Origin of the sequence: Gottfriedia solisilvae (genome assembly GCF_002128405.1) — a bacterium.
Taxonomy (GTDB): Bacteria; Bacillota; Bacilli; order Bacillales; family Bacillaceae_G; genus Gottfriedia; species Gottfriedia solisilvae.
Genome location: NZ_NETJ01000002.1, coordinates 198092 through 219193 on the forward strand (window position 1 = coordinate 198092; position 21102 = coordinate 219193).

Annotated in this window: 23 protein-coding genes; 11 read left to right on the forward strand and 12 right to left on the reverse strand. The window is 32.8% G+C overall.

Features of this window, described 5'->3' with window-relative positions; all coding sequences use genetic code 11:
* Window positions 1–283 precede the first annotated feature (283 nt).
* Window positions 284–526: a DUF2187 family protein gene (locus CAB05_RS05370; RefSeq protein ID WP_087998807.1), complete on the forward strand. Its 243-nt coding sequence runs from the start codon at window positions 284–286 to the stop codon at window positions 524–526.
* 192 nt (window positions 527–718) lie between these two features.
* Here the strand turns inward: CAB05_RS05370 and CAB05_RS22580 are convergent, their stop codons facing one another.
* The 3 genes from CAB05_RS22580 to CAB05_RS05380 form a co-directional block, all read right to left on the reverse strand.
* Window positions 719–844, reverse strand: coding sequence for a hypothetical protein (locus tag CAB05_RS22580; RefSeq protein ID WP_268876379.1), 126 nt, complete (start codon window positions 842–844; stop codon window positions 719–721).
* Between the two features lie 452 nt (window positions 845–1296).
* Window positions 1297–1500 carry a YbdD/YjiX family protein gene (locus CAB05_RS05375; protein WP_087998808.1) on the reverse strand — a complete coding sequence of 68 codons (204 nt, stop codon included), beginning with the start codon at window positions 1498–1500 and terminating at the stop codon, window positions 1297–1299.
* Window positions 1493–3568: a carbon starvation CstA family protein gene (locus tag CAB05_RS05380; protein WP_087999539.1), complete on the reverse strand. Its 2076-nt coding sequence runs from the start codon at window positions 3566–3568 to the stop codon at window positions 1493–1495. The genes CAB05_RS05375 and CAB05_RS05380 overlap by 8 nt, the downstream gene beginning before the upstream one ends.
* A 525-nt stretch (window positions 3569–4093) precedes the next feature.
* Here CAB05_RS05380 and CAB05_RS05385 point away from each other — a divergent pair.
* The 3 genes from CAB05_RS05385 to CAB05_RS05390 all read left to right on the forward strand — a co-directional run bounded on the left by CAB05_RS05385 (window position 4094) and on the right by CAB05_RS05390 (window position 7157).
* Window positions 4094–5092, forward strand: coding sequence for an NAD(P)H-dependent flavin oxidoreductase (locus tag CAB05_RS05385; RefSeq protein WP_087998809.1), 999 nt, complete (start codon window positions 4094–4096; stop codon window positions 5090–5092).
* A 189-nt stretch (window positions 5093–5281) separates the two neighbouring features.
* Complete coding sequence (locus tag CAB05_RS22585) at window positions 5282–5416, forward strand: hypothetical protein (protein WP_268876380.1); 135 nt, start codon at window positions 5282–5284, stop codon at window positions 5414–5416.
* Between the two features lie 346 nt (window positions 5417–5762).
* Entirely contained in the window at window positions 5763–7157 is a 1395-nt protein-coding gene (locus CAB05_RS05390) for a hypothetical protein (RefSeq protein WP_087998810.1), read from the forward strand.
* Between the two features lie 74 nt (window positions 7158–7231).
* On the opposite strand, the gene CAB05_RS05395 is transcribed toward CAB05_RS05390, so the two are convergent.
* Window positions 7232–8938, reverse strand: a complete 1707-nt coding sequence (locus CAB05_RS05395) for a glycosyl hydrolase family 18 protein (protein WP_235821375.1) — start codon at window positions 8936–8938, stop codon at window positions 7232–7234.
* A 207-nt stretch (window positions 8939–9145) separates the two neighbouring features.
* On the opposite strand from CAB05_RS05395, the gene CAB05_RS22040 reads away from it, so the two are divergent.
* A complete protein-coding gene (locus CAB05_RS22040; protein ID WP_158093182.1) occupies window positions 9146–9304 on the forward strand; it encodes a hypothetical protein in 159 nt (52 codons plus the stop codon).
* Window positions 9305–9321: 17 nt separating this feature from the next.
* Here CAB05_RS22040 and CAB05_RS05400 read toward each other — a convergent pair whose 3' ends face one another.
* On the reverse strand, window positions 9322–10194 hold the full coding sequence (locus CAB05_RS05400; protein WP_087998812.1) for a metallophosphoesterase: 873 nt from the start codon (window positions 10192–10194) through the stop codon (window positions 9322–9324).
* A gap of 185 nt (window positions 10195–10379) precedes the next feature.
* On the opposite strand from CAB05_RS05400, the gene CAB05_RS05405 reads away from it, so the two are divergent.
* The 3 genes from CAB05_RS05405 (at window position 10380) to CAB05_RS05415 (ending at window position 13646) form a co-directional block, all read left to right on the forward strand.
* Window positions 10380–11024: a response regulator transcription factor gene (locus CAB05_RS05405; protein WP_087998813.1), complete on the forward strand. Its 645-nt coding sequence runs from the start codon at window positions 10380–10382 to the stop codon at window positions 11022–11024.
* Between the two features lie 110 nt (window positions 11025–11134).
* Window positions 11135–12421 carry a sensor histidine kinase gene (locus CAB05_RS05410; protein WP_158093183.1) on the forward strand — a complete coding sequence of 429 codons (1287 nt, stop codon included), beginning with the start codon at window positions 11135–11137 and terminating at the stop codon, window positions 12419–12421.
* 226 nt (window positions 12422–12647) lie between these two features.
* The gene (locus tag CAB05_RS05415) at window positions 12648–13646 is read left to right on the forward strand and encodes an LCP family protein (protein ID WP_087998815.1); all 999 of its coding nucleotides are present in this window, start codon (window positions 12648–12650) and stop codon (window positions 13644–13646) included.
* Between the two features lie 49 nt (window positions 13647–13695).
* Here CAB05_RS05415 and CAB05_RS22045 read toward each other — a convergent pair whose 3' ends face one another.
* Both CAB05_RS22045 and CAB05_RS05420 read right to left on the reverse strand, forming a co-directional pair.
* Entirely contained in the window at window positions 13696–13851 is a 156-nt protein-coding gene (locus CAB05_RS22045; protein ID WP_158093184.1) for a hypothetical protein, read from the reverse strand.
* Window positions 13852–13973: 122 nt separating this feature from the next.
* Window positions 13974–14465 (reverse strand): ABC transporter permease, encoded by a 492-nt coding sequence (locus CAB05_RS05420; protein ID WP_235821376.1) that lies wholly within the window; start codon window positions 14463–14465, stop codon window positions 13974–13976.
* A gap of 273 nt (window positions 14466–14738) precedes the next feature.
* Here CAB05_RS05420 and CAB05_RS05425 point away from each other — a divergent pair, with 273 nt between their 5' ends.
* Entirely contained in the window at window positions 14739–15287 is a 549-nt protein-coding gene (locus tag CAB05_RS05425; RefSeq protein ID WP_087998817.1) for a hypothetical protein, read from the forward strand.
* A gap of 188 nt (window positions 15288–15475) precedes the next feature.
* Window positions 15476–15808: a YjcN family protein gene (locus CAB05_RS05430; RefSeq protein ID WP_087998818.1), complete on the forward strand. Its 333-nt coding sequence runs from the start codon at window positions 15476–15478 to the stop codon at window positions 15806–15808.
* A gap of 91 nt (window positions 15809–15899) precedes the next feature.
* Here CAB05_RS05430 and CAB05_RS05435 read toward each other — a convergent pair whose 3' ends face one another.
* Together CAB05_RS05435 and CAB05_RS22050 are read right to left on the reverse strand one after the other, a co-directional pair.
* On the reverse strand, window positions 15900–16295 hold the full coding sequence (locus CAB05_RS05435; RefSeq protein WP_087998819.1) for a YybH family protein: 396 nt from the start codon (window positions 16293–16295) through the stop codon (window positions 15900–15902).
* A 258-nt stretch (window positions 16296–16553) separates the two neighbouring features.
* Window positions 16554–16724 carry a hypothetical protein gene (locus tag CAB05_RS22050; RefSeq protein WP_158093185.1) on the reverse strand — a complete coding sequence of 57 codons (171 nt, stop codon included), beginning with the start codon at window positions 16722–16724 and terminating at the stop codon, window positions 16554–16556.
* 252 nt (window positions 16725–16976) lie between these two features.
* Here CAB05_RS22050 and CAB05_RS05440 point away from each other — a divergent pair, with 252 nt between their 5' ends.
* Window positions 16977–17273, forward strand: coding sequence for a hypothetical protein (locus tag CAB05_RS05440; protein WP_087998820.1), 297 nt, complete (start codon window positions 16977–16979; stop codon window positions 17271–17273).
* A 235-nt stretch (window positions 17274–17508) separates the two neighbouring features.
* Here CAB05_RS05440 and CAB05_RS05445 read toward each other — a convergent pair whose 3' ends face one another.
* The 3 genes from CAB05_RS05445 to CAB05_RS05455 are packed head-to-tail and all read right to left on the reverse strand — an operon-like array spanning window position 17509 to window position 20978.
* On the reverse strand, window positions 17509–18579 hold the full coding sequence (locus CAB05_RS05445) for a Ger(x)C family spore germination protein (RefSeq protein WP_087998821.1): 1071 nt from the start codon (window positions 18577–18579) through the stop codon (window positions 17509–17511).
* Window positions 18566–19645 (reverse strand): GerAB/ArcD/ProY family transporter, encoded by a 1080-nt coding sequence (locus CAB05_RS05450; RefSeq protein WP_087998822.1) that lies wholly within the window; start codon window positions 19643–19645, stop codon window positions 18566–18568. The genes CAB05_RS05445 and CAB05_RS05450 overlap by 14 nt, the downstream gene beginning before the upstream one ends.
* 1 nt (window position 19646) lies before the next feature.
* A complete protein-coding gene (locus tag CAB05_RS05455) occupies window positions 19647–20978 on the reverse strand; it encodes a spore germination protein (RefSeq protein ID WP_087998823.1) in 1332 nt (443 codons plus the stop codon).
* Window positions 20979–21102: the final 124 nt, after the last annotated feature.

Here is a 21102-nt window from a genome sequence, read left to right on the forward strand (position 1 = left end):
AAGGAGGTAAAGTATGAAGATATTAATTTGTAGTGATCTTCACATTGACTTCAATGAAAAAAAGCTAGGTATAGCATTTAATGAAGAATTTATTACTTTTGTGAAAAAGAAAGAGCCCGATTGTATTCTCGGATTTACAAGTTATTTTAGAAGAAAGTTGTGTTATTTTAGAAGTTTAAAGTAGAAATAGTAAAAAAGTTTTTTATTTTTAGTAGATTATTCACTTTTAACATTTGTAATATTCTATATAATTGAATTAAATACATAAAAAGGTGAGGAAACAATGAATAAAATTACTAATCAAAACCCTAATACAATTGTTAAACCTGGTGATGAAATAGAGTTCATGTCAATTGAGAATAAACAAAGAGAATTGATGCCGATTTTATTAAAAGGCATCGTAACGAAAGTGATGACAAACTCGGTTATCGTTGATATGAGTAATGATCTAAATCATGTTGGATATTATGAAACTGAACATACTGTTGTAAATCATAAGAAATATAAAATCATTACAGTGGCTTAAGCTGGATATTAATGATGACTCATTCAGTGAAATCCCCTGAAATAAGGAATTAATTTATTGAGATTCAAATCCTTAAAGCTAGAATGGTTCATATGTAAATAGATGTCTAATATAAAAATTTAAACCGCTGAGGATATTCACCTGAGCGGTTTTTGGCTTGACTAAGTCTTACAAGTGGTCTTTTACAATATTTCACTTTTCACATTCATATGCAACTAATGTAACGCTTAACTCATCTTCCAGGTTTTCAATTTTACTTTTCGAATCATCAGTCAATTGTGCAATATGAAAATCTTCATTTCTTAACTCTTTGTTCATTTTTCATTCTCCTTATCACGAATTGGTATCATTTTCATATTTCCCATTGATGAAAAAAACTATCCTTAGGTATAAAGAACATTGGGATAGAAATTTTATTTGAATAAAAGTATTTTCAGAAACTAAATGAAAAGATAAACAAAAAAATAAGAGTAAAGATAGTAAGTAGTCAATTTTCTTACTATCTTTATTCTTATTAAAAGGCTCTGTAAAAAAAGAATGTTAATTTCCATTCCAGGTACTTCGCTTTCCATGGGGCGTGACTTGAGCCTCCTCGGCGAGCCTCCGGGGTCTCAAGTTTCCCGCATCTCCCAAAGGAGTCTTCGCACCTTCCATTCCAATTACTCTAGAACCAGCTATTTTCTTTTCATACTCTTAATGTATTTAACTAAAATCAACAATTAATATTAACAGAGCCTATTAAAAGGAAAACAAAGGTTTTGATTTTTTTGTTAACAGCACCTAGAAACCTTACCGCCTTTGGCGTTGTAACGAGCTTCTTGAGCTTCACAGAAAAATTCCTTTCTAGATTTCACAGAATCATCGGGATGGCACTTTTTCATATGCTCGACGTATGTTTCGTAGCTTGGAACGCCGACAAGAAGACTTAGGAATTGCTTTCTATACGATAAGATTTTCTTTAATTTGTTAAGCATAATTTGTAAAATCTCCACCGTCACGAGGTACAGGAGTTGTCTCATGCAATGGTAATTTGTGGTTAGTAATGACTTTAATCCAAATCCTGATTGCTGAAATTAATACTGTAATGACAACTGCAATAAAAATTACACATAGTGTGGCATCAAGATAATCATTTACCAGAATTTGTTTCATTTGTGCCGGCGATGTTGCAGGTGCTAGTACTTTTCCATCATTATAGGCCTCTTTAAAAATGTTAGCATGGGCAAGGAATCCAATTTTAGGATTTTCATGGAATAATTTTTGCCAGCCAGCAGTTAGAGTGACGATTAACAGCCATGTTGTCGGAAGCAATGTTACCCAAACATACGCTTTTTTGCCCATTTTAAAGAGGATAGTCGTACCGAGTAGCAGGGCAATAGCAGCTAACATTTGGTTAGCAATACCAAACAGCGGCCATAGTGTATTAATTCCTCCAAGCGGGTCAATAACACCTTGGTATAAGAAATAACCCCAAAACGTTACACATAGAGCGGTTGCGATAATATTAGGAATTAAAGCATCCGTTCTAGCAAAAGGCTTATAAGCAGTCCCGATAAGATCTTGAATCATAAAACGTCCAACACGTGTTCCTGCATCAATTGTAGTTAAAATAAAAAGTGCTTCAAAGAGGATAGCAAAGTGGTACCAAAATGCCATTAGTGCCTTTCCACCGATGACTTTGGAGAATATTACAGCCATACCGATTGCTAGCGTCGGTGCACCGCCAGTTCTTGAAAGAATGGTTTGCTCCCCAACGTCATTTGCAAGTGCTTTTAAATCATCAGGAGTGATTGTAAAGCCCCAGCTCGAAACCGTTGAAGCGGCTTGGACAACATCCGTTCCGATTAAAGCAGGTGGACTATTAATCGCAAAGTAAACGCCAGGTGTCAATACGCATGCAGCAATCATAGCCATAACTGCAACAAAAGATTCTGTCAGCATTGCTCCATATCCGATCGGACGAGCATGTGACTCACGTTCAATCATTTTAGGGGTTGTACCTGAGGAAACCAACGCATGGAACCCAGAAACAGAGCCACAGGCAATTGTAATAAATAAAAAAGGGAAGAGATTTCCTGCAAATACTGGACCTGTACCGTCTATGAATTTTGTAACACCTGCCATTTCAAGGTTTGGTGCAACAATAATGATTCCTAACGCTAGGCCAAGGATCGTACCAATTTTTAAAAATGTACTCAAATAGTCACGCGGTGCTAGTAGAAGCCAAACTGGTAAGACAGATGCAATAAATCCATAAATAATCATCATAATAGCAATTGTTTCACCTTTAAAGGTAAACATAGCTGCTAAAGTTGGATTTTCAGCGACTGTTTGTCCGAAGAATAGTGAAATTAGCAACAAGACAATACCAATTAGTGAAGCTTCTCCAACACGCCCTGGGCGAATATAACGCATATAAATTCCCATAAATATAGCGATTGGAATGGTAGCAGCAATGGTAAACATTCCCCATGGACTGCCTACTAATGCTTTCACAACCACTAATGCTAATACAGCTAATAAAATAACCATAATTCCTAAAATACCAATCATTGAAATAATTCCTGTTACACGTCCCATTTCGTCCTTAATCATTTCACCGAGTGACTTACCATTTCGGCGCATGGAACCGAAAAGAATAATAAAGTCCTGAACAGCTCCGGCTAAAACAACACCTACTACAATCCACAGTGTTCCAGGTAAATATCCCATTTGTGCTGCAAGAATTGGACCAACTAATGGTCCTGCACCGGCAATGGCAGCAAAGTGGTGTCCAAAGAGGACCCATTTATTTGTCGGAACATAGTCTTTTCCATCGTTATGTATTTCAGAAGGTGTTTTACGTTTGTCATCGAGTTGAAACACTTTATTCGCAATAAACCTACTGTAGAAACGGTAAGCAATTGCATAAACAGAAACTGCTGCTGTTAAAAGCCAAATTGCATTAATACTTTCTCCACTATTTAAGGCCATCACCGCAAATCCTGCTGCTCCAAGTGCAGCAATTAATCCCCAGATTAAAATTGATTTAAGCGCTTTAATAAACATCGCCACCTTTTCCAAAATTTACAAGTATTATATCTTAAAATTAAGAAAATTCTAATAATTAATTCGACCTATTATGAAATAACATGTAAGTACAATCTTACCAATTTGTAAAATGATTGAATTACGTTTTGGGAGTGTAATGGGAGTCACTAGTTTTAATTTCGTTTAATCATTAATTTAATGAATGTTTTTGATTCTAGGAGAAATAAATTTAAGCTTTTTGTTAGGAATACCAACTATAATTCAAATAATAATTTTTTTAACAACTAGTAAAAAATAAAAAGAATCTAAAACATTACAATCCATTATTAAATAAGAATATTTTATTAGTATGTCCTACCTAAATAGGGCTTTTTTAAAGTTTGTATTAATTATTTTGGTATATCAAATTCGAGAGGGAGAAGTTTTGATTCACCATACAACATGCTTTTTTACATTTAGATTATTGAAAATAATAGTTTACTAATGTAAGATTAAGTAATAATCAGAAAATTCTGTTATGAGAGTGAGGCGTTTTGTATGGGTAAGAAAATTCCTGAACAATGGTGGAGTCAATTAAAATTGCCAGCCATTTCTGCTCCAATGTTTTTAGTGTCTGGACCTGAGTTAGTAGAATCAGTATGTTTGAATGGCGTGATTGGGTCTTTCCCTGCACCAAATGCTCGTCCGATTGAGCTTCTTGATCAATGGATGGGTAGTTTGAATGAGAATCTTGCTTTAGCGCGAGAAAAAGAACCAGAGCGTAAGATTGCACCTTGGGCTATTAATATGGTCGTTCACAGTTCATATAGCCGTTTGCAAGAGGAGCTTGAACTGTTGAAAAAACATCAGCCTCAGCTTGTAATTACTTCATTAGGAAGTCCGAAAGTTGTTGTTGATATTGTACATAGCTATGGTGGACTTGTATTTTCTGATGTCAGCGATATGAAGTTTGCTAGAAAAGCGGCTGAAGCTGGGGTTGACGGTTTGATTCTAGTTTCAACAGGAGCAGGCGGACATGCAGGAAATCTAAATGGATTTGCCTTTGTTGATAGTGTACGTACATTCTGGGATGGCATTATCGTGCTTGCAGGTGGAATTTCTACAGGGAAAAGCATTTTAGCTGCACAAGCGGCAGGTGCCGATTTAGCATATATGGGAACACGCTTCATCGTTGCTGAAGAAAGCTTGGCAAATGATGAGTACCGTCAAATGCTAGTAGATTCTACGCAAGACGATATCGTTCTGACAGATGCTTTCTCTGGGGTAAAAGCAAATATGCTAATTCCGAGTATTGTAAAAGCCGGTCTTGATCCAGCCTTATTGAAAAAGAAAGATAAAGTTGAATTTGATAGCATGAAAAATGAAACGAGCGCAAAAGCCTGGAAAGAAATTTGGTCAGCAGGCCATGGGGTTGGTGCGATTACAAAAATCAGTTCAGCAGCTGATATTATTAGCGAGCTTGAAGTAGAGTATAATGAAGCTGTTGAAAAATTAAATGCACAGGCTGAAAAATTAAAGTCGACAGTTATTAAATAAGGTAAATTTGAAAGCGTTTTAGTAATGGATCAAAACACTTCGGAAAACTTTTTCTGAAGTGTTTTTTTATGTATTTTAATTTGTTGAAAAATAGTCATTTAATGAACACAACTTCCATCATTTTCTTCTAATTATATATGTTAATATTTTCACAAATTATATTCGGTAATATGTAGATTGGAGGATTTTATGAAAGAAAATACAAAAATGTGGTGGAGTATTGCATTTTTATTATTCGTGGTCAGTATTGGAGCTGTATTAAAGATGATGGACGTTCCACCTTATGGGATTGAATTTATGAAGGATCTTTTTAATTTAAAATGAAGAAGATCATTAAATTAGGTTTGATAATATTGGGGCTTGAAATCCTAATTATAATTATTGGTATGTTCTTTAGATCTTGTTCGTAATAGTAAATTCAAAAGACACATTTATATAACGAATCCACACTCAAACATAGAATTTTCAATGAAGTAATTGAGGGACCAAGTATTACTATTATAAAACTTATTTATTCATAAAGTGTAGATGCCTAATTCTGTGTCATTTTAAAATCAAATTAATCTTTCAATAATACAATATACCCTTCTACTATTATACTAAAAGGGTTATTTTACATGTAGTAGATAGTATTTGAGTCATGATATACTTTCATGCGGAGGGGAAGAATTTGAATCATCTAAAGAGAGTATTTATTGCATTAATTTCATTGTGTTTTTTATTCACAGCATCACCCGTTTTTGCTTGGGTCCCACCGACTGGAGAAAAAGGCAAGGTAACTAATTTAAATGCAACACACAAAAATCATGTCGTTACATTAACTTGGGATTGGAACAAGGACGATGAATATACTATTTTGCGTAATGGTGAAGTACGCGATGATAATGTAACTGGCGGGGAATACGAAGATACATATATGGTAAAGGACGATATCACGTATACTTATACAGTCTGGGCAAACGGCTCGGAAGAAAAAGCTTCCATTGATATCGTAATCGAAAAGGATACGACTCCACCACCAAACGTTATTCCTAAAGAACCAATACTACTAGGTAACCATTTTGTTAATCTGTTATGGAATAATTCAGAGTATACATTTGACGGAGATGGAGTAGACATATTTGTTAATGGCAATCTTGTTGATGACTTAATCTATGAACCAGCGGGTGCAAAAGTAACAGGCTTAGAAGAGGGGACAGAATATACATTTTCATTCTGTTCAAAGGATAAATCAGGAAATGTTACACCACTTGAGGATTGTGCAAATCAAGTTATTACTACAACGAGAGATTATATCGCTCCAGCCGAGGTTAAGGATTGGCACATTACTTTTGTATCAAGATGGGTTTACGATTGGTATTATGAAAAAGAAGTAAAAGATGAGTACATGAACTTTACATGGGAAAGACCAAATGACAAGGATTATGCAGGATCTATAATAACTTTCCCAAATGGTGAAAGATACTATTTTGATAATTTTTCATTTAAATACCGACCAAAAAATATGTTTATGGAACAAAAGTTTATCATGCAATCCGTAGATTTTAATGGCAATATTTCAGATGGTAAAGTATATATCTGGGACCATCCGAAAAGACCACCTGGTGAAGTAAGTAATATTAAAATTGTTGAAAGTAAGGGTATGATCAATATTTCATTTACCCCACCTAAAGACAATGATTATTTCTATACTCAGATTACACTTCCAGGAGGGAAAGTTGTACAAGTTAAAAAAGGATCAAGTAAATATAGCTACAAAGGTACATTTGTAGTTGGTCAAACATATGATTTTCTTTTACAATCATCAGATGGATGGAACAATGCAAAAGGAATCAAACAAACGATCAAGCCAAAAGCTACCATTATAAATAAATATCACAATACAAAAACATCAACTAAACTAAAATCACTTACAGATGGAAAAGGAAAATTTATTAAATCTATTTCTAAAGGTAAAAAGGTTTATGTTTATAGTACAGGTTACGGTACAAATCATGATTATGTTTTCGTTAAGTATGATGGGAAATATAAAGGTTATATTCCAAAATCGGCAGTTAAATTTTAAAAGAGAGTTGTCTTTGACAACTCTCTTTTTATTTAGGCTCTGTTAATATTAAATGTTGATTTTAGCTAAATACATCATTTCACCAACCCAAACAACTTCGTCTGAGTTTCCTTCCCGGCAATTCCATCAACTTTTAACTTATATTTCTTTTGAAAATTAGTAACTGCTTGTTTTGTTTTTGAGTCGTAGATACCGTGAGTAGATCCGGTATAGAATCCTAGTTTCTTGAGTGCATTTTGTAAATCGGTTACACTTTTTCCTTTTGAGCCTGGTTTTAATGTGGCGAATACTTCTGGTGTTTGCAGGCTATAAAGCTTGGTTTGTACTTGTTTTCCTGCAATTCCATCAATCTTCAAATGGTATTTCTTTTGAAATGTAGTAACAGCATTTTTAGTTTTAGCATCGTATAGTCCGGTGACTGTCCCAAAGTAGAATCGATGTTTTTTGAGTGCAGTTTGTAATTTTTTTACACTTTCACCTTTTGAACCAATTTTTAGTGTTGGATAAGTAGTTGTAGCTTTGGCAGGTGGGGGAGGTGTGACTTTCTCGTCATGAGTTGTCATCCATCTTTTATAATTGCTCCAAATTGCTGTGTTTTCATCTCCAAGTGACCAGCTACCTGTGCCTTTTAAGTCATATTTATGAACTAGGTCTACTTTTGCCTTTAGGGAAGTAAGATTTTCATACCAAAATACGTATGTTCCTGGTTGTAATGTTCTTCCGTGAATGACTGGAAGTGGATCACCACTTTTAATTGTGATTGTTGCTTTTGGTGATTGTTTTGTTAGATCGTATGACACAACGCCATTATATTTCGAAATGAGCGACTCTACTTGATTTACTCCTACGCCATATCCACCAACCGCACTACCATCCTTCCAATACCGACCAAAGAATGGAACACCAAGCACGATTTTGTCTTTTGATACCCCTTGGTTTAACGCGTATTGAATGGATTTGTCGACCCAATCTCTACTTGCCACCGGCCCAGCAGTTCCACCTTGATAGTGTTCATCATAAGCCATGATGAATAAATAATCGGCATAACTAGCTAGTGCTTTATAGTCATAGGATCCATGCCACCCTTGTGTCCAGCCATAGGGATTTGCAGCGACAGCAACTGAAACTTCTTTATCCTTTGGTAGTTTGTTTCGTAGTAGCTTTACTAAATCAGTGAAAGCATCTCGATCATCATCGGTTACATTTTCAATATCAACATTAACGCCATCTAGATTGTTTTTCATGATAAAACTGGCAATTTGACTGGATAAGGCTTCACGGTTTGCTAAAGCAGTTCGTCCTAATTCTCGATCCCAATGATTACTTAGGAAAGGTACAACTTTCATGTTTCGTTTATGTACTTCACTTACTAATTTTTCACTAAATTGATTTGTAACTTTAAGTGTTCCATCAGGATTAATATCAAAAAAGCTTGGAGCAACGAGATTTAAATTACCTTTCGTCTGATCAATTTGTGAAAGATATGAGTCTGTGTTACCAAAGTATAAATAGCTCATATTAAAATTTGCTGAATGTGCAGAACTTTTCATTGGAAATGACGCTAATATAAACGAACCAGCCACAATACTAATCGTTGCAGTCTTAATTTGCGGCACATTTTGCTGAATATATTCAATTGCTGACTTTTTTAAGTTAATGATCTTCTTGACTGATGTCGTTCCAAATTCACTTGAAAACTCTTCTAAAAAAGGCGATAAATGAACGATGATTGTAGTCTCGCCATTTATCTGCTTAATCTCATATCTTTTAAATAATTCCACTTCGACTCCACCTACCTGCTTTTCAACAAATTTCATAGTTAGTATTTAAAAAAACAGGAAGATGTATCCAAATATTTATAAAGGTTATATCTACAAATTGGGTTGAAATTTATACTGCTAAAACGACGAATTTAGTTATATTGGTAAAAAAGTATACATTTTGCATACAAGCCTTCATTTGACCGAGCTGTAAATAATGGAGTTTTCATGTCCATTTCTGCAGGTAATAGTGCAAACTTGGGTAGTGGTATCGATAATCCATACGCCGAGAATCAAGATATTGGACTAGTTGGTTCACCTGGTTTATCAACAAACAAACGAAATCTATTAAAGTTAATAAGTAAAAAAAGCTTGTGGACGTATTAGTCCACAAGCTTTTCTATTTATTTCAAGCTACGTAATGTAAAGACCGATAATTCAGGTTGGCTAAAAAATCTAACGGGTAGTCTTGTTGTGCCAATTCCTCGGTTTACGTAAAGCTTCATTGGTTTTAAGCTTTTTTGAATATCATAAAGCCCTTCAGTATATTTTGTGGCAAGTGGTGGTGTATAAATTGCTTTATGAAATGGTAGTTTCACTTGGCCACCATGACTATGTCCAGATAACTGTAAATCAATTGGATACTCATTTAGTCTATTAGCGATGTCCGGTTCGTGCACTAATAATAATGAAAAAGCATTTTTGTTGATTTTATAAAATGCATTTGTTGGATTTGGCTTTCCTAGTAAATAATCATCTAAGCCAATAATTGAAAATTCATGATTATCTTCTAATTGTATCGTTTTACTGGCATTTTCTAAAATCGTAAAATCAGCATTAGTTAGTACTTGAGAATAAACCGTCTTTCCAGCACCACCCACATCATGATTTCCGTATATTCCATATTTTCCATATGTTGCTTTGAGCTGCTTTAAGATTGGTGTTATTTCATTCCTTTCTTTATATAGTGCACTATTATCAATTAAATCTCCTGTGAAAACAATCAGATCAGGATTTTGATCATTAATATTTTCGACCAATCCCTGTAATTGAGAAAGTGAATAATCTGAGCCTAAGTGAGTATCACTGAATTGAACAATCTTAAAACCATCTAATTCATTGGAAACCGATTTAGATTCAATAACAAATTGGTTGACATCTAATAATTTTGGTTCAATGTTTCTTGAATAATAAAACAGTAAAATTGAACAAATTAATAATAGTATCGTAAAAACTATTAATCTTCTAATTAGTTTCCGTAAAATGTTATATTTCATGTTACAATTCCATCCTTCATTCAATGATGTGACATTACAAAAAGTATAAAAGTATCTTCAATGTATTGATTAGAAAGCTAGAATACTTCATAACTCTTTGATAAGATTGTAAAATGCCTTTGTTACATGAGAGTGACAAATAACGAATGAATTTAATAATAAAGTATTTATAGGAGGAAAATAACATAAATATATTAATTGCTGATGACGAATTGGATATGTTGAAAATATTAAAAGTGTATTTTGAAAAGGAAGGATATACTGTTTTTTTAGCGGAGGATGGGGAAAAGGCGCTAGACATTTTTTATCAGGAAAAAATTGATTTAGCAGTGATAGATTGGATGATGCCTCACGTAAGTGGTGTAAGTGTTTGTAAGGAAATAAAGCAAAAAGGTGATACAAAAGTTTTAATGCTAACAGCCAAAAGTGAGGTTGAAAATGAATTGTATGCATTAAATATTGGAGCGGATGATTATGTGAATAAACCTTTTCATCCAGGAATTCTCTTAACGCGCGCGAAAAAACTGCTAAAAGACGATCAATCTATTTTATTTGATGAGTTGAAAATCGATTTACAAGCAAAGAAAGTGTTTAAAAATGATGTTGATTTAAATTTAACGAAAAAGGAAATGGATTTAATCAGTTGTTTCATTCGAAATCGAGGGAAAATCTTATCTCGTGAAAATTTATTAATGACAGTTTGGGGCATTGACTATGAAGGTGATGACCGAACTGTGGATACACATATTAGAAGATTACGTGAAAAAATAGGTGGGGAGTTAATTCAAACACATCGTGGTTTAGGATATAGCTTCGTAAAAAATAAATGAATCGATTAGGAAGAAAAATATCGATCATCATTACATGTTGTATATTGCTTGTGTTCCTTTTGTATTTTGTTCTTAATTCTTTTTTACTACCGAAGTATTATCTTTATCAAATGAAAAACCGTCTACATGACATTTCAGATGAATTAAATGAGATTTCGTTGAAGGATTTGAATCAATCGGTATCTGAGTATGAAAAGAAATATAATGTGACCATTGCAATTCAACCAATCTCCTCAAATAACGATGAATTTAATGGAGCACTACGCGATAGTTTAAATCAAAAGAAAGTAACATTAAACAAATTTTGGGTAACGGAAGACACAATTCATCGAGTTAAAGAAGGTAAAAAGGTCAGTAAAATATATGATCAAGGTAAGCTGAAATCTAGTTTTTTAGTTGATTTTATCGAGAAAGATCAACATTTTATTTTAATAGGCGTTTCAATTGTGTATTTGAGTGAAGCGGTAAAAATCGTCAACCAATTCACCATTTCAATTATGATCTTACTCATCTTGATTCTGATTAGTATGGTTTGGATTTGGTCTAAAAAGATTACGGACCCATTAAAGGAATTAAAGGATATATCGAAGGAAATTGCCAAGTTAGACTTTAGAAAAGTTGACATTCACACAAATGATGAAATAGAGGAACTAGCAGAGAGTATTAATGAAATGAGTGAGAAATTGCAAGTTGCACATGAGGATTTGAATGAAAGAAACGCAAATCTAAAACGCTTTATTTCGGATATAACCCATGAATTAAAAACACCTTTGGCATTAATAAAAGCATATTCTGTAGGGATTCAAGATGGGATTGACGATGGTACTTATGTTGAAACCATTTTAAAGCAAACAGATCAAATCAATCATTTAATTGATGAACTATTAGCGTTATCGCGTATAGAAAGAGAAACATTACATATTCAGGAAGTAGATTTCATCCATTTAGTTAACAGATGTATCCAAAATTATGAGATAGAATTAAATCGGTCAGATATTACAATTCATCTAGACCAAAATGATATACAACAAGTATTTGTAGAAGCTGATCTGGGCCAAATGGAAAGAGTCATCAATAATCTACTTAGTAACGCAATAAAATATACGGAAAATAATAAGATTTTCATTTCGTACAAAGAAAGTGAAAAAGAATACTTATTTCATATAGAAAACAATACAAAATTCAATAATCCAGAACGTCTTCAAAACGTATGGGAACCATTTTATGTAATGGAAGCTTCTAGGAATAAAAATATGTCAGGGACAGGTCTAGGCTTAGCAATAGTTAGATCAATCCTTAATCGTCATCATTTAAGACATGAAGTATCTCTTATTAATGGGAAAATAAGATTTACGATCCATTTTAGTAAGAAATACAAAGAAAAACCTCATTTATAAATGGGGTTTTTCTTTTATTAAAATTGAGTAAACAAAAAAAAGCTCTTTTTTTATTTGAAATTCAAGAATCTTGCTCAGTGCGTCGATATATAAGGAGGAAAGTCCATAATAGATTCAATTCTAAATAGTTCTTATGTCAGGATACATATTCTGGAAATTAAAGGATTTTCTTGTTATATGTAGTATTTAATACGAAAGTAAGAACTTTAAGGGAGAACAGAGTGAGATGGAAATATCGAGAAAGAACATAAAAAAGAAGAAAAAATATAGAAAAGTGTTATTTTTTATTCTATCAATTTGCTTGATTCTCTTAGCGGTTGTTGGATATAAGGGATATGTTACGTATACAGAACTAAATAAAATAACACAAGGTGAAGAAATTAAGTCAATCATTAGACCGGAAAAAGTTGAGGTCGATGTTCAAGAAGAACCAATTTCAATATTGTTTTTAGGGCTGGAAGATTATGTAACAAAGGGAGTTAATGGAAGAACGGATGCCATCATATTAGCGACTTATAATCCAAAAGATCAAACACTGAAAACATTAAGCGTACCAAGGGATACATATGTTGATATTGTAAACTTTAATGTTACCTCTAAAATAAATGGTGCATACGCAAGAGGTGGAATACAAACAACTGTACAGACGATTGAGAATTTCTTACATGTGCCAATTGACTATTATGTAACTGTCAATTTCGATGGATTTAAAAACATAGTTGACGAAGTTGGTGGGGTAACAGTAGATGTGCCATTTGATTTCTGGGAGCATACCGATTCGGTACCTAGAGAAAAGGTCTATTTTACAAAGGGAATGCAGCATTTAAATGGTCAAGAAGCGTTAGCATATTCTCGAATGAGAAAACGTGACATAAATAATGACTTTGGACGACAAGAGCGTCAAAGACAAGTGTTGGCTGCCATTTTAAATGAACTAAAATCTCCAAAATCACTATTAAAAACAGATACATATGCAAAAGAATTCAGCAAAAACATTCGTACGAATATGGGTATTGGTGACGCGATCAAACTATATCGCAGCCTACCAGATGATATAACAGCACATATTGAACCGTTAAGTTATACTGGTAAAAATGAATTAATTAATGGCATCTGGTACTATGTTGCAGATCAATCAAGTGTCGATGATATATCATCAAAATTTAAAAATCACTTAGGGATCACTGATAATACAGTTGGAAAAATAATAGAATCAGCCCAGTAAAAGAAAAAGTCTTCAAATTTGAAGACTTTTTTATTGTTTGGAGTAATGCTTATGATGATCCATCACCAGGTGGAAGACCGTTAGATTTAATACGCTCTAATTCCTGTAATTGCTGTTCTGAAAGTTCACGAGAAGGCCTGCCAATCATCCCAATTATGAAGATGATGACAAATATTCCAATAAAAAAAATGATGTTCCAAATCATAGTGAAATACCTCCTTTTGTTACATTTTATGCTAGTTAATATGATTTATCATAATTATAGAATAATGCGAAAGGACGATTAACATAGTATGCTATGTAATCGTCCTTTTTAAAATTTAATACTTATTTAGTTGGAGATGGAAATCTCGCAGCTTCAAAATGAGTACTAGCTTGACCATCTGCATTTACTGCAATAATACCAGCAGTACTACTTTGGGCAAAAATTTCAACTTGGTCCCTTGGTCTTAGTTTTAGGATCGTTGAGACATTAGCAACATTTCCAAAGTTTATTGGACCAAAGAAATCGTTGTCAATAGCGATCGCAGGTCTTCCATTCACGCGAATTTCAATGCGGACTCTATAATTAACATTGGTATTATTAGGAGCAAAAGAAATCGTTCCAGAAACTAAATATACACCATTATTATTTGGTCTAAATGTTGATGTAATTGGATTATACTCATTTGCTAAATCAAACTGTTGAAGCTGATAGTTTACTTTTACAAAAGTATTTTCAGGTACATTTTGATTTGCATTATTGACAGCTCTAAAGGCAGAAGCAATATTCATATTTTCTTCATTTGAATCATTTGGTTTTTTCGGTTTAGGTGGCAAACTGTTCACATCCCTTATATAAACTTCTATATTATATTAGGGCGAGACTGATGGGATTGTATGCTTGTCCATGATTTTGGTATAAATTTTACATACACTATAATTTTTAGTTATGTCAATTTAGTTTCATAGTCTATAATATGATAAATTTAATTATAAAGGCACAAGTCTCCTTAAGGAGTCGTGTGAATGATAGGATGATCGTTTTTTAAGGTTTCTTCTTTAAAAAACAAGAATACACACCGTTAGATAACTTTTTAAAGGAGAAGTATTATGCCAAATTTCAAAAAATATAGGGTGCTATTTAGTTTAATATTACTATTCTATATATGGTTCCTATTCTTAAAATCTAGTTTTATAGTAAATGGAAATAATAAGGAAAATATAGAAAAAGTTATCCAATCTGTTGATTGGTACAATAAGAAGGATTCAATTGAAATCATAAAAATTATTGATTCAAAGAATGATCGATTTGTAGCTTTTTTGTATAATAACAATCCTGCATATATTCATTTTACTAAAAATGAATTTGGAAACTATGAAGTCACATATAAAGAATTTAGATCTAATGAATCACTCTCGACTTTTACTGTGGATGTTTCTTTAGATAGAATACTAGTCATTACGAATAATCTTAATCAAATTGCTAAATTGAATTTAAGAGTGAACGGAATAAATCAAATTGAGGATGAAATGAAAGTCGGAAAACCATCTGCTTTATTATTAGAAATAGATCATTTACCAAAATCTATCGATAACAGCTATGAGTTTCAATATCAATTTTTTGATGAAAATGGTAAACAGATTATAACAAAGGAATAGTGTGATTCTCTTGCCTAATTAATCTATTACCTGAAATTGAAATGAAGAGTGAATAAGAGTTTAAAGGAGTTGCTATACAACTCTTTTTTTTTCTGTAGAAATGCAACTACATCATAAATAAAAGGGTTTTTGAATGCCTTATAGAATTAAAAATAAATGGAAATTTTTAGTAAAAATGAGGTGTTCACATGATTCAAACAAAGTGGTCTGAAATATTTTTGATGCTTATTCCTGTCATCATAATCCCTGCCATTTTATTTATTGTTTTACATTCTTCTCCTAAATTAGCTTTAAGAACACATGTATTTTTTAATGGTCATCCGATATTGGCTTTTCAAACTGAAATCATTGATGATCAGGAACATAATAAAATGGACGAGGAGTATTTAAAGAAAGAACAAGCGAAATGTTACTCTTTAACAAAAGCACCTAAAGAACGTGTAACGGACTCTTATTTAACCAATTATATTGTTCGAAAAAAGGGATTCATCTATAAAGCTAATTATTATGGGAATGCTTAAACATTCGCTTATTTGTGAATAGGGATATATTAAAAAGATAAGTTCTTATTCTACTGAAGCTAATAGTAGAGTAAGAACTTTTTAAGTAAGTTTAGTTTAATTCCTTCAATAAGTCTGTACCATATGAGTTGTCGATTGAACAAAGCCATTCACCTTTTGAGCTTTTCTTGAAAACATATGTGGCATTTCTCTCCATCGATAACGCCAATTCATTTTTGTCTGCGTCAAGGAAAGTTTGGGAAAGTACTAATGCGGTATCTCCGGCTTCTAAAATAATCATTTCACCCTGTGTCGGTGCAAGAGTATTATTAAAATATTTTGCAATGGCAATGAATGCTTTTTTGATTTCCTCTTTTCCTCGTGCGATCATATCTGGTTTTACAACAAGGATTGCATCCTCAGCATAATAATTCAGAAGGGTATCGAAATCCTCCTGTTTAATTGCCATATCACACTTCTTAATCAACTCTTTTAATTCGTGTTCCACTTAATTCTCCTCCGATAATTGATTAAATTTAAAGACAAGATATTTTTAAAAATACATACAAATTATTTCAATTATAATATACTAAAATTAAGAATTTGTAAAAATCTGAATATTATCTCGAGAGGTAACGTTCAACTATAAATAGTGAGTACCAAAGGACTTTAGGTTTGCTGAACAATCTTTATCTAGCGAACTGATCATTAGTGTGAATTAGAAAAAAACCTAGATTATTATTTCTAGGTTTCTATAGTAGATGATTTATTTTAACCATTTTTGAATTATATAGTTTTCTTCACTAGATAGAGTAAGAGGCTTCTGTTGATCGGATTTGATTGATTGAACTAAAGGTCGATGGATAAAGATTTGTATGAAGAGAAATATCAGAATGATGATAATAAGGAACCCTTTTAATAAACGTAGTAAGGTCATCTTAATCACTCCTTTATACAATCTATTCGCAATTAGTCCATCTATGTTTTATTCGAATGATTAATGAGTAATTGTTTTAGAGAAATGTTATAGGGCGAAAGACCGTTGCATTCTTTGAAATAGAAATGCAAAGTTTGTAAAAAGATTTAATTGAGAATGATATTCATTTTTAATTGAAAATGAGATATAATGTTTTTAACAGATTTCAAAAGTATGTAAAGATCATTAATCTATATTCTGTGAGGAGAAATTATGGATACTACAAGAGTATTTTTTAGGTGGATCAATAAAAATAGAGACAAAGGTGATTTATATTTTATTTTACTAGTTGTTTCAGTCATTCTAACATCAGCAATTATGACAAAATTATTTGAACCTAATCTAGCCGTAGCCATGCTCTTATGTTTCATTTTTTTAGTTATATTTAGAGTAATTGAGGATTGTATCGGTTTTTTATTTAAAGCGAGAAACAAAAAAGAACAACTATATATTTCAATCATTCCTCATAGTTTGATCATTTCAATCACATTCTTACTGAACTATTTTTAATTATTTGAAAGGATCCTACTTTTTAGACTTAACATTCTCAATTAGTAACCCATAAAAAAATATGAGCCGTTGTTCACCTTATGTTTCAAATGAACACCGGTTAAATTGAAAAACCGCCGTGCGGTGGAATACCGAACGCCGGTTTGAGCTTAGTTTGTTTAAGTGAGCTCTTTTATTACTATCCACGACTTAAAAAGGGGTATAGTTTGTCATGATTTATATTATTAATTTATTTTTAGTGTGTAATTAAATTCCCTCCGTTCTGAATGTCTACTTGAACTTGGAAGTCCATTGTTAATTTTGAATAGTACTTCGACCGCCAATTCTTTAACTCTTTTCTTGGAATCTTATTTCTATAATATTGACCTAGTCCTAATATATCAGCTTCACTGTCCTGTATTTTAGTAAACATTTTATTAAACCGATTTGTTAGAAGCTTTTCCATATCATTTTTGATTGACCCTAAAGATGTGTCCCCTGTTGTTTCAAGTATACTAACTTTTAGCTTCAATTTACTTTTTAAGTATGCTCTTTCATTTTTGAACTTACTTTTGTGTTTCATTTTATTACTAAGGATCAGGACAGAACCATCGTGTGTGACCTCAATTTTCCCATTGTTGCTTTCATCGTTGAAGGCATTGAATAAAAGGGTTTCATCAGAATTAATCTCTTCAACCAACTTCCCTTTTTTTATAACCGCTGAACCAACTTGTTCAACTAAAGTACTTTTCCCAATCTTTAACATTGGAATCGCAACGTCCTGAGTATAAGAATGGATACTTCGATAAGTCATCCATACGCTAGTCAAAGCGATTTGTGGATTCCATCCAGCGTTTTTTTCGAAATACTCTAAAAGAGCAGTTCCTTCCGGTTCCGTAGATTGCTTCATTTTTGAAAAGAATAAACCAATGTCATCATCACAGATGGCAACCATCGCTTTTGGTGAGACATCCCTAGACCTCATAAAACCGGAAATCAAGTCATTCATCCCTTTTTGGGCTAATTTTTTTTCAAAAACGATCACCTTTAAATGTAGTAAGTCTACACTACTTTCCATATTTGTACTGATTTTATCGACTGCTTGGCTAATTGTTTTCCCTGTTCCTATTACTATCTTAGTTTTAATAGTGCCTTGAGAGGGTTGAGGAATCTGTAGAAAGAGTTTGTATTCATCCTTTAACATTGAAATGCCTAATACAACAGGCAATACCCTATGATTGATATCTTTGTTATCCCAGCAAGCGCTTAGGGTGGATGCTAAAAAAGAAATCAAAATTATTACCCTAAGCTTCTTAAAAGTTTTCATTATTTCCTTCCTTCCTTATCCGCATTCCAAAATATAAAACTGAGATTGGCACTGCACATATTACATAGAATCTCAAATATGTGTTCCAAAAGAAAATTCTTTCAATGTCATTCCAATTTGGAATAAGTAAACAAAGGAGAAAGATGAATACCGAGAGTATAATCGTAAGATAAACAGGTTTAACAGATGGAAAACAGACATTGATAATTCTAATCGTCTTCCAAAGCACCAATGATATATACAACATGATGAAGGTTATCAAGCTCATCAAGAAAAACATGGTAACTCTGTCAAATATTATCCAATCCAATTCTACGGTATCCAGTGCCATGACGAAAGGAAACATGAACGTGGATGCAGTGGCCTGTCCGAATGTAAGGATAGGGATATAAACCGATAGTATAAAGCACGGAATTAGGAAGAGTGCACCTATTAAGATTTTTTTTCTCTGGTAAGATAAATATGGTTGGATAAACCCAAGGAACAAAAAGCCCCCTCCAACTGCAAAAAAACTTACATAAAATGATGAACTAGTGAAAAAAGTAAATTGTTTATCTACGATAGGAAATAAATAGTGCCAGTCAACATTCTGTATAGAGCTGCCGAAGATCAAAATAATAAGGGGTAAGAATAAAAAAGCAATTAGGGCACCGGTTCGAAAAATGGATTCCACTTCTTTTGAAGCTAAATATGTTGAAATGAAAAGCAAAAAAGCCATTATTGCCCATAATGGGGTCTTGGATAAGAAGACGATTGTAATGATTTCTGAATAGGCACGAATAGTAATAATAATGATCATAATAAAGTAAAGGGTAATCGGTAATAGAAATATAATAGCAATGACTTTTCCAATCCCTAGATAAATAGTGATTAGGTCCTTATTTGGGAAGTAACTCAGCCCTTTCATATATATTGCAATAAAGAGAAAATGAAAAATTAGCCCTATCATGATAGGTAACCAATGACCTTCACCAGTACTTGCTATTATGTTTCTAGGATACATAAAAAAAATAAGACTTAAATGAGTTAAAATATACATAATGACAACTTGAAAACTTCTATCCATCTTAAATTTCATCCTTTTTCATATTGAAATATAAATATGGAACACCAAATGTGGTAATACCAGCAAAATACGTACATATTAGAACTAAACCACCCATAATTCCCAAAATACCAAAAATTGAAGCCAAAATGGCAATAATATACTTAAACAAACGGGTTGAGAGGGAGTTTTGGAAACCGACTACAGTCGAGTTTGCAATTGTTGTAGCTGCAAGTACGATTATTAGGAGGTTGCTCACTAACTTTGCATCTACAACTGCCTGTCCAATAATAATTCCACCGACCATAGTTAACGTAGGACCTATACTTTTCGGCAATCTTACACTGGCCTCCATAATTAATTCCAAGATCACTAGCATTAGTATCATTTCTACAAGTGCAGGGTATGGTACACCATCACGGCTTTGGGCAATAGATAAAGCAAGCTCAATTCGTAAAACTTCTGGATTGACGGCAACCAAGGCAACATATAAACCCGGTAAGATCAAAGTCATTAAATAGCCGATAATACGTAATGAACGTATGACAAACATGAGAGGAACAGGATAGTTCCGATCGTTATCAATTGCAAACATGTCCCAAAATAATCCAGGAAGAACAAGAGCAAAAGGAATTCTGTCAACGAACATAATAATCCTTCCCATTACTAGGAATTTGCTAGCCTCTTGAGGAAGTTCTGTTGTATTAAATTTGTTAACTGCCAGCCAAGAAGAAAAGCCCATCATTTTTGATAAATCTTGCACATTATTAAGTTCTTTTTCTAAATTACTTTCAATATGGTTAATGATTTTTTTCACAAGGTTCATATTTGCGTTATTTTCAAAATAAAGTACTGATAGTTTCTTTTTTCTATTTGTTCCTACAGAATAGGCTCTGATCTGTAAACTATCAGAAATGGTATGTTTTCTTAAGATACCTATATTGGTATTTATATCTTCATTAAAGGAGCTTAATGGACCCTGAAGGACATTCTCATTTGTTGGCGATTCAATGGAACGATTAAGTATCTGTGAAATGGGTTCTACAATAACATACTTCCGATCATTTTCATTTTGTAAGAGTATGACTAATTTACCTTCTATGATTGCTGAAAGTGCCTCTTTCGTATCGTTCACTTTAACTTCGCCAATCCAATGCATTAATTGATCAAAAGTCTTATCTGTCAGGAAAATTGATTCTATGCTTTTTTGAATTGAATTTAACGTTTTCGGTAAGTCAATCAAACTCCTAAATCCCAATAAAACAACAGGAGCATTAACAAAATGCTCTTTTAAAATAAAGAAATCATCATTTTTTCCAAACGTTTCTTTCATTTCCTGTAATAATGATTTCAAGTAGGTACCCTCCTCAAGAAGAACATTATATTTAATTTACAAGCGTAAACTACATATAGAGTTACTTTGACCAACTTTAACTTTATTTATTAACTTTTGCATGATTTAAATTACTTATTCATGA

Coding starts and splice junctions, on each gene's coding strand:
- CAB05_RS05385 (WP_087998809.1), top strand. CDS start 4,094: ATGGGTAAGAAAATTCCTGAACAATGGTGGAGTCAATTAAAATTGCCA.
- CAB05_RS22045 (WP_158093184.1), bottom strand. CDS start 13,851: ATGATTTGGAACATCATTTTTTTTATTGGAATATTTGTCATCATCTTC.
- CAB05_RS22585 (WP_268876380.1), top strand. CDS start 5,282: ATGAAAGAAAATACAAAAATGTGGTGGAGTATTGCATTTTTATTATTC.
- CAB05_RS05450 (WP_087998822.1), bottom strand. CDS start 19,645: ATGGATAGAAGTTTTCAAGTTGTCATTATGTATATTTTAACTCATTTA.
- CAB05_RS05440 (WP_087998820.1), top strand. CDS start 16,977: ATGGATACTACAAGAGTATTTTTTAGGTGGATCAATAAAAATAGAGAC.
- CAB05_RS22040 (WP_158093182.1), top strand. CDS start 9,146: ATGTCCATTTCTGCAGGTAATAGTGCAAACTTGGGTAGTGGTATCGAT.
- CAB05_RS05415 (WP_087998815.1), top strand. CDS start 12,648: ATGGAAATATCGAGAAAGAACATAAAAAAGAAGAAAAAATATAGAAAA.
- CAB05_RS22580 (WP_268876379.1), bottom strand. CDS start 844: ATGAACAAAGAGTTAAGAAATGAAGATTTTCATATTGCACAATTGACT.
- CAB05_RS05375 (WP_087998808.1), bottom strand. CDS start 1,500: ATGCTTAACAAATTAAAGAAAATCTTATCGTATAGAAAGCAATTCCTA.
- CAB05_RS05425 (WP_087998817.1), top strand. CDS start 14,739: ATGCCAAATTTCAAAAAATATAGGGTGCTATTTAGTTTAATATTACTA.
- CAB05_RS05400 (WP_087998812.1), bottom strand. CDS start 10,194: ATGAAATATAACATTTTACGGAAACTAATTAGAAGATTAATAGTTTTT.
- CAB05_RS05445 (WP_087998821.1), bottom strand. CDS start 18,579: ATGAAAACTTTTAAGAAGCTTAGGGTAATAATTTTGATTTCTTTTTTA.
- CAB05_RS22050 (WP_158093185.1), bottom strand. CDS start 16,724: ATGACCTTACTACGTTTATTAAAAGGGTTCCTTATTATCATCATTCTG.
- CAB05_RS05430 (WP_087998818.1), top strand. CDS start 15,476: ATGATTCAAACAAAGTGGTCTGAAATATTTTTGATGCTTATTCCTGTC.
- CAB05_RS05370 (WP_087998807.1), top strand. CDS start 284: ATGAATAAAATTACTAATCAAAACCCTAATACAATTGTTAAACCTGGT.
- CAB05_RS05410 (WP_158093183.1), top strand. CDS start 11,135: ATGAAAAACCGTCTACATGACATTTCAGATGAATTAAATGAGATTTCG.